This is a genomic window from Luteimonas sp. 8-5, from assembly GCF_029763755.1.
Lineage (GTDB): Bacteria > Pseudomonadota > Gammaproteobacteria > Xanthomonadales > Xanthomonadaceae > Cognatiluteimonas.
In genome coordinates this window covers 1-6,370 of sequence record NZ_JARUVM010000083.1, presented here as the reverse complement: position 1 = coordinate 6,370, position 6,370 = coordinate 1, and the positions used below count along the sequence as shown (strand labels likewise).

Annotated in this window: 6 protein-coding genes and 1 pseudogene; 4 read left to right on the top strand and 3 right to left on the bottom strand. The window is 68.0% G+C overall.

The features are described 5' to 3' along the window. Window positions 1–583, bottom strand: a pseudogene (locus tag QAA18_RS09395) (pteridine-dependent deoxygenase); the annotation flags it as partial. Between the two features lie 88 nt (window positions 584–671). On the opposite strand from QAA18_RS09395, the gene QAA18_RS09390 reads away from it, so the two are divergent. Further along, on the top strand, window positions 672–1,112 hold the full coding sequence (locus QAA18_RS09390) for a hypothetical protein (protein WP_279412670.1): 441 nt from the start codon (window positions 672–674) through the stop codon (window positions 1,110–1,112). 62 nt (window positions 1,113–1,174) lie between these two features. Here the strand turns inward: QAA18_RS09390 and QAA18_RS09385 are convergent, their stop codons facing one another. Continuing rightward, on the bottom strand, window positions 1,175–1,990 hold the full coding sequence (locus QAA18_RS09385; protein WP_279412671.1) for a glycosyltransferase family 2 protein: 816 nt from the start codon (window positions 1,988–1,990) through the stop codon (window positions 1,175–1,177). Between the two features lie 211 nt (window positions 1,991–2,201). On the opposite strand from QAA18_RS09385, the gene QAA18_RS09380 reads away from it, so the two are divergent. Further along, window positions 2,202–4,553, top strand: a complete 2,352-nt coding sequence (locus QAA18_RS09380) for a DPP IV N-terminal domain-containing protein (protein WP_279412669.1) — start codon at window positions 2,202–2,204, stop codon at window positions 4,551–4,553. A gap of 143 nt (window positions 4,554–4,696) precedes the next feature. Here QAA18_RS09380 and QAA18_RS09375 read toward each other — a convergent pair whose 3' ends face one another. Further along, a complete protein-coding gene (locus QAA18_RS09375; RefSeq protein WP_279412668.1) occupies window positions 4,697–5,407 on the bottom strand; it encodes a glutathione binding-like protein in 711 nt (236 codons plus the stop codon). A 107-nt stretch (window positions 5,408–5,514) separates the two neighbouring features. Between QAA18_RS09375 and QAA18_RS09370 the strand changes: the two genes are divergently transcribed. Both QAA18_RS09370 and QAA18_RS09365 read left to right on the top strand, forming a co-directional pair. Then, window positions 5,515–6,114, top strand: a complete 600-nt coding sequence (locus QAA18_RS09370) for a TIGR00645 family protein (protein ID WP_279412667.1) — start codon at window positions 5,515–5,517, stop codon at window positions 6,112–6,114. A 67-nt stretch (window positions 6,115–6,181) separates the two neighbouring features. Then, the coding region (locus tag QAA18_RS09365; RefSeq protein ID WP_279412666.1) for a UvrD-helicase domain-containing protein at window positions 6,182–6,370 on the top strand (189 nt) is incomplete at its 3' end.

The following is a 6,370-nucleotide window of genomic DNA, read 5'->3' as shown; positions in this document are numbered from 1 at the left end:
CGGCGGCCAGCCAGTAGACCTGGAGCACGCGGGCGTCGTTGCGGCAGCCGATCGCGGTGGCCGCCGGCAGGCGGCTGGCGTCGACGTTGCCCAGTCCGCGCACCCGGCCGACGCAGAACTGGCGATACCGCTCGCTGTCGCCTTCGCCCAGGGTGATCGCGTCGATGTAGTTCCAGATCTTCAGCAGGTGCGGCGTCTGGCTGGCGCCGATGAAGGCGGCCAGCCTGGCGTAGGCGTGCGCGGCCGCGCCGACCATGCCGGTCGGATCGCCGGCGCCGGCGTGCGCGCTTTCGTCGACTTCGATCACCCCGAAGGCAAGCCTGCCGTTGCTGGACCAGGCGATGTCGCCTTCGCGCCCGTGCTCCACGGTGCCGTCCACGCGCCAGACCTCGCAGGGGGCAGCGCCCGGATGCGGTTGCAGCGGGACATTCAGGTAGCGGGGGTCGTCCAGCCGTTCCGGCGCGGCAGCGCCGAAACCGAACACCGCGAGGATGCCGGGGTCCCCGAGCAGGGCCCGCGGCTGGCCGGCCATGTAGTCCACCGCGAAGCGCGCGGGGGCGGCGAACTGGGGGGCGGCGGACATGCGGGGTTCGGTGAATGCGGAATGAAAGGCGGGGCGTACATGATAGTGCGATAGTGCGGGTTCAGCGCTGCCGGAGGATGATTGCCCCATGTCCCGGACCATTGCCAGGCTGTTCGCCGGTGCCGCGCTTTCCGCGGCGCTGCTTGCCGGTTGCGCGAGCACTTCGCGCCTGATGATCTCGCCCGCGCGCCCGGCACTCTCCCCGGAACAGGTGCAGGTCTACATGGAGCCGCCCAAGGGGCGCTACATCGAGATCGCGCTGCTGGAAACCGCCAGTGGCCCGCTCACCTACGGCGAGCAGAACAAGACCAACGACGTGATCGCGAAGCTGCGCGCCGAAGCGGCGCGCTTGGGCGCCAACGGCCTGCTGCTGCAAGGCATGGCGAGCAGCTATCGCGGCGGCCGGGTCAACGTCGGTGTCGGTGCCGGCCGCTACAGCGGCGGCCATACCCGGGTCGGGGGTGGCGTGGGCGTGGACATCAGCCCCACGCCGAAGCACGCGCAGGCGCTGGCGATCTTCGTCGAGTAGGAGCGCGTCGAGCAGGAACGCGTTTAGTAGGAACGCGCCTTGCGCGCGATGGCCCGCGCGATTCAGGGATGCGTGGAATCGCGCGCGAGGCGCGCTCCTTCGGGGAATGCCTCGTCCGGGTCGTCGATCACCGCCGGATTGGCGCGGATGCTCCTGTACACGTCCGCCAGGCCGCCATGGGCCAGCGCCTGGCGCACGATGTGGCTGGTGATCCGCCACAGGTCGCGCAACGGACGGAAGTGGCTGGGACGGAACGATTCGCTGGAGTGCACGCACTTGTAGCGCGACTCGATCGGCACCGACACGCAGCGCGTGCCCAGGCGGCGCGCGGCCGAGATGATGATCTGCGACTCGAACACGAAGTCTTCGCCGGGCACGGCGTCCAGTGCCGCCACGGCCGCCGGGTAGAGACGTTGCCCGCTCTGGCTGTCCGCGATCCGGTAGCCGGTGCCCCAGGCCAGGCCCCAGTCGCCGAATTCGTTGGCGAGGCGGCGCAGGATCGGCTTCTGCGACCGCCGGCGCAGCCGCGCGCCGATCACGATGCAACCGGGATGCCGATTGGCTACGGCGATGATCCGCGGGATGTCGCCTGCCGAGTGCTGCCCGTCTCCATCCATGGTCAACACCGCGCGCGCGCCCAGCCGCAATGCCTCGGCGAAACCGTCGCGCAGGCATGCGCCCTTTCCCATGCGCCGGGGATGCCGCAGCAGTACGACCGGTAGATCGGAGATCCGGTCGACCGTGTCGTCGTCGGAACCATCGTCGACCACGATCACCCGCGGGCACTGTGCCAGCGCGCCCATGACGACTTCACGGATGCGCAGTGCCTCGTTCAGGGCGGGGATGAGCACCGCGACGTCCCTGTGGTCCAAGGGCATGCGGTCCAAGGGCATGCGGTCGAGCGGCATCCGGTCTGTGTCGGTCATCGCGGTCTCCATCCGCTGGGTCGGCGGGCGGCAGCATAGGTTCCGGCGCGTTAGCGCCAGGTGGTGGCGCAGCCGAGACCATTGGCGGTGGCGGGCGGCGGCAAAGTATGGCTAGCATCGTGGCCGACGTCGTGTCATTTCCGGGGAGCCAGCAATGCTTTCGATGTTCCGGTCAGATTTCCTTCAGGTCCGGGGCCCCGCCCTGGCGTTGGCGCTTGCCACCACCCTGGCGCTGCCCGCCGTGGCCGCCGCGCAGGGACGCACCCTCACTGCGCAGGATTACGCCCGCGCCGAGCGTTTCGTCGGCTACAACGCCAATCCGCTGGTCGACCACGCGGTGACCCGCGTGACCTGGCTCGACGACGGCCGCTTCTGGTTCCGCGACCACGATGCCGATGGCGACCATTTCATGGTGATGGACGCGGCCACGGCCGACGCGAAACCGGCGCCGGCGTTCGACCGTGCCCGTCTCGCCGAGGCGCTGACCAAGGCCGGCGGCAAGCCGGTGAAGGCCGACAAGCTGCCGGTGACGAAATTCAGCATCGCCGCCGACGGCGGCTATGAAGTCGAGGTGCGCGGGCAGCGCTTCCTGTGCGACCCGCAGGTCGAAGGCTGCACCCAGGTCGTTGCCAAGGGCGGCAAGGAGCCGGGCGTGCGCTCGCCCGATGGTCGCTCCGAGGCGTTCATCCGCGACTGGAACCTGTGGCTGCGCGACGTCGAAAGCGGCAAGGAAACCCAGCTCACCCGCGACGGCGTCGAGGACTACGGCTATGCCACCGACAATGCGGGCTGGACCCACAGCGACCGCGCCATCCTGGTGTGGTCGCCGGATTCGACGAAGATCGCGACCTTCCAGCAGGACCAGCGCAAGACCGGGACGATGACCCTGGTCACGACCGAGGTCGGGCATCCGCAGGTGAAGACCTGGAAGTACCCGCTGGTCGGCGACAAGGACATCACGATGATCGAGCGGGTCATCGTCGACCTGCCCGCGGCCGGCAAGCCGGCGGGCGTGGTGCGGCTGAAGATGCCGCCGGACCAGCATCGCTCCACCCAGTGCGACGACGTCAGCTGCTTCGGCGGCTGGGAAGACGTGCAGTGGGCCGACGACGGCAGGACGCTCGCCTTCGCCTCCAGTTCGCGCGACCACAAGGATGTGTGGCTGCGCATTGCCGACGCCGCCACCGGCGCGGTGCGCGAAGTGATGCACGAGCATGTGCCGACCTGGTTCGAGAGCGGCATCAACGCCATCAACTGGCGCTATCTCGCGGCCAGCAACGAAATCCTGTGGTGGAGCCAGCGCAGCGACTGGGGCCACCTGTACCTGTACGACGCCGGTACCGGCAAGCTCAAGCATGCGGTGACCGGCGGCGAGGGCAACGTCACCGAGGTCGTGCGCGTCGATCCGGAAAGCCGCACCGTCTGGTTCCGCGGCGTGGGCCGCACTGCGGGCGTGGATCCTTACTACCAGCAGTTCTTCAAGGTGTCGCTGGACGGCGGCGAACCGGTGCTGCTGACGCCCGAAGCGGCCGACCACACCGTCACCCTGTCGCCGGATGGAACGTATTTCGTCGACGCCTGGTCCACGCCTGTGGATCCGCCTGTCACGGTGCTGCGCCGCGCCGACGACGGCAGCACCGTCGCCACCGTGGCGACGGCCGACATCTCGCGGCTGAAGGCCGCCGGCTGGGTGCCGCCGGTGCCGTTCACGGTCAAGGCGCGCGACGGCAAGACCGATCTGTACGGCATGATGTTCAAGCCGACCAATTTCGACGCGAAGAAGAAGTATCCCATCGTCGACTACGTCTACCCGGGCCCGCAGACCGGCTCGGTGCGCGGCCGCAGCTTCTCCGCCGCGCGCAGCGACCACCAGGCGCTGGCCGAACTGGGCTTCATCGTGGTGGCGATCGACGGCATGGGCAGCCAGCCGTGGCGCAACAAGGCGTTCCATGACGCCTACGCCGGCAACGTCGGCGACAACACCCTGCCGGACCAGGTCGCGGCGCTGAAGCAGCTTGGGCAACGCCACGCCTGGATCGACCTCGACCGCGTCGGCATGTGGGGGCATTCGGGCGGCGGCAACGCCACCGCCGGCGCGATGTTCCGCTATCCGGACTTCTTCAAGGTCGGCTGGTCGGAGAGCGGCAACCACGACAACCGCGTGTACGAGGACGACTGGGCCGAGAAGTGGCAGGGCCTGCTGGTCACCAACGCCGACGGCACCACCAACTACGACGACCAGGCAAACCAGTCGCTGGCCGCCAACCTCAAGGGCAAGCTGATGCTGGTGCACGGCCTGATGGACGACAACGTGCCGCCGTACAGCACGTTCCTGGTGGTCGACGCGCTGGTGAAGGCCAACAAGGACTTCGACCTGATCGTGTTGCCGCACGCGCGCCACGGCTACGGCGAGGACAATCCCTACATCACCCGCAGGCGCTGGGACTACTTCGTCCGGCACCTGGCCGGCAACACCCCGCCGGCCCAATACCAGATGCAGCCCCCGAAGGATTGAAGCGGAGCTTTGCCACGGATTACACGGATAAACACGGATAGAGCATGAGCTGAGGGCTTCCTGGCGGCCGATCGCCAGGAGCCACTTCTTGTTGTTTTTGCCCTATCCGTGTCCTCCGTGTTCATCCGTGGCCAAAAACGCTCTTAGCGGGCGCGTTGGCCGAAGAGGATTTTCTTCTCCTCTTCGGACATCGGTTTGCCGGCGTCCGGGTTGACGGTCTTCGACAGGGCGTAGGCGCGTTGCACGGCGGGACGGGCGGCGACGGCGGCGTGCCAGCGGCGGATTTCCGGGAAGGGCTGCAGGTCCAGCGGTGCCTTGTCGTAGGGATTGATCCAGGGATGGCAGGCCATGTCGGCGATGCTGTAGTCGTCGCCGGCGATGAATGCGCGGCCGGCCAGGCGCTTGTCCAGCACCCCGAGCAGGCGCTCGGCCTCGCGGCTGTAACGCTCGATCGCGTACGGCACCTTCTCGGGCGCGTAGACGCTGAAATGGCCGTGCTGGCCGGTCATCGGGCCCAGCCCGCCCATCTGCCAGTACAGCCACTGCAGCACTTCCCAGCGGCCGCGCAGGTCGCGCGGCAGGAAGCGGCCGGTCTTCTCGGCCAGGTACTGCAGGATCGCGCCGGACTCGAACACCGACAGCGGGCCGCCACCGCCCTCCGGATCGTGGTCCACGAGCGCCGGCATCTTGTTGTTGGGCGAGATCGCCAGGTAGGCCGGTTCGAACTGCGCGCCCTTGCCGATGTCCACGGGCACGATCCGGTATTGCAGCGGCGCCCCGGCTTCGGCCAGCTCTTCCAGCATCAGGGTGACCTTGTGGCCGTTGGGCGTGGGCCAGTAGTGCAGGTCGATCATGGGCGTCTCCGGTTGGGGCAGGGGCATATCAGGGTAGCGCCAGCGCTCTGGCGCGGCACGCCGGCCTGCGTATACCCTTGCGCGCTTTCCGCCCGCGAAACGCCGCCATGTCCGATCCGCGCACCAACCCCGTCGTGCCCGCCACCCTCAGCCCGCTGTCCACGCTGATCTTCTCCTCGCGCTGGCTGCAGCTGCCGCTGTACCTCGGCCTGATCCTGGCCCAGGGCGTGTACGTCGTGCTCTTCATGAAGGAGCTGTGGCACCTGGTGCACGGGGCGACCGAGCTGAGCGAGCAGCTGATCATGCTCGCGGTGCTGGGGCTGATCGACGTGGTGATGATCTCCAACCTGCTGGTGATGGTGATCGTCGGTGGCTACGAGACCTTCGTCTCGCGCCTCAACCTGCAGGGACACCCCGACCAGCCGGAGTGGCTGAGCCACGTCAACGCCTCGGTACTGAAGGTGAAGCTGGCGATGGCGATCATCGGCATCTCCTCGATCCACCTGCTCAAGACCTTCATCGAGGCCGGCACGCTCGGCCTGCCGGTATGCGTTTCGGTTTCCGCCGGCACGCCGTGCACGCGTTTCACCGCCGACGGGGTGATGTGGCAGACGATCATCCACTGCGTGTTCATCCTGTCGGCGATCGGCATCGCCTATACCGACAAGCTCATGCATGCGACCACCAGTCGCCGCGAACAGCACTAGAACAAGGAAAAAGGGGACGGAGGTAATTAAGCGAGCTTAATTACCTCCGTCCCCATAAAATGGCGGGATGGATGTCTCCCACCTGCTCGACGGGCTGAACCCGGCCCAGCGCGAGGCCGTCACCGCGCCTGCCGGCCATTACCTGGTGCTGGCGGGTGCCGGTTCGGGCAAGACCCGGGTCCTCACGCACCGGATCGCCTGGCTCAACGAGGTCCACGGCGTGCCGGCGCACGGCATCCTCGCGGTCACCTTCACC

What these genes read in the sequence shown, in the direction of transcription:
- QAA18_RS09390 (WP_279412670.1), top strand. Translation starts at nt 672, where the DNA reads ATGTCCCGGACCATTGCCAGGCTGTTCGCCGGTGCCGCGCTTTCCGCG.
- QAA18_RS09385 (WP_279412671.1), bottom strand. Translation starts at nt 1,990, where the DNA reads ATGCCCTTGGACCACAGGGACGTCGCGGTGCTCATCCCCGCCCTGAAC.
- QAA18_RS09380 (WP_279412669.1), top strand. Translation starts at nt 2,202, where the DNA reads ATGTTCCGGTCAGATTTCCTTCAGGTCCGGGGCCCCGCCCTGGCGTTG.
- QAA18_RS09375 (WP_279412668.1), bottom strand. Translation starts at nt 5,407, where the DNA reads ATGATCGACCTGCACTACTGGCCCACGCCCAACGGCCACAAGGTCACC.
- QAA18_RS09370 (WP_279412667.1), top strand. Translation starts at nt 5,515, where the DNA reads ATGTCCGATCCGCGCACCAACCCCGTCGTGCCCGCCACCCTCAGCCCG.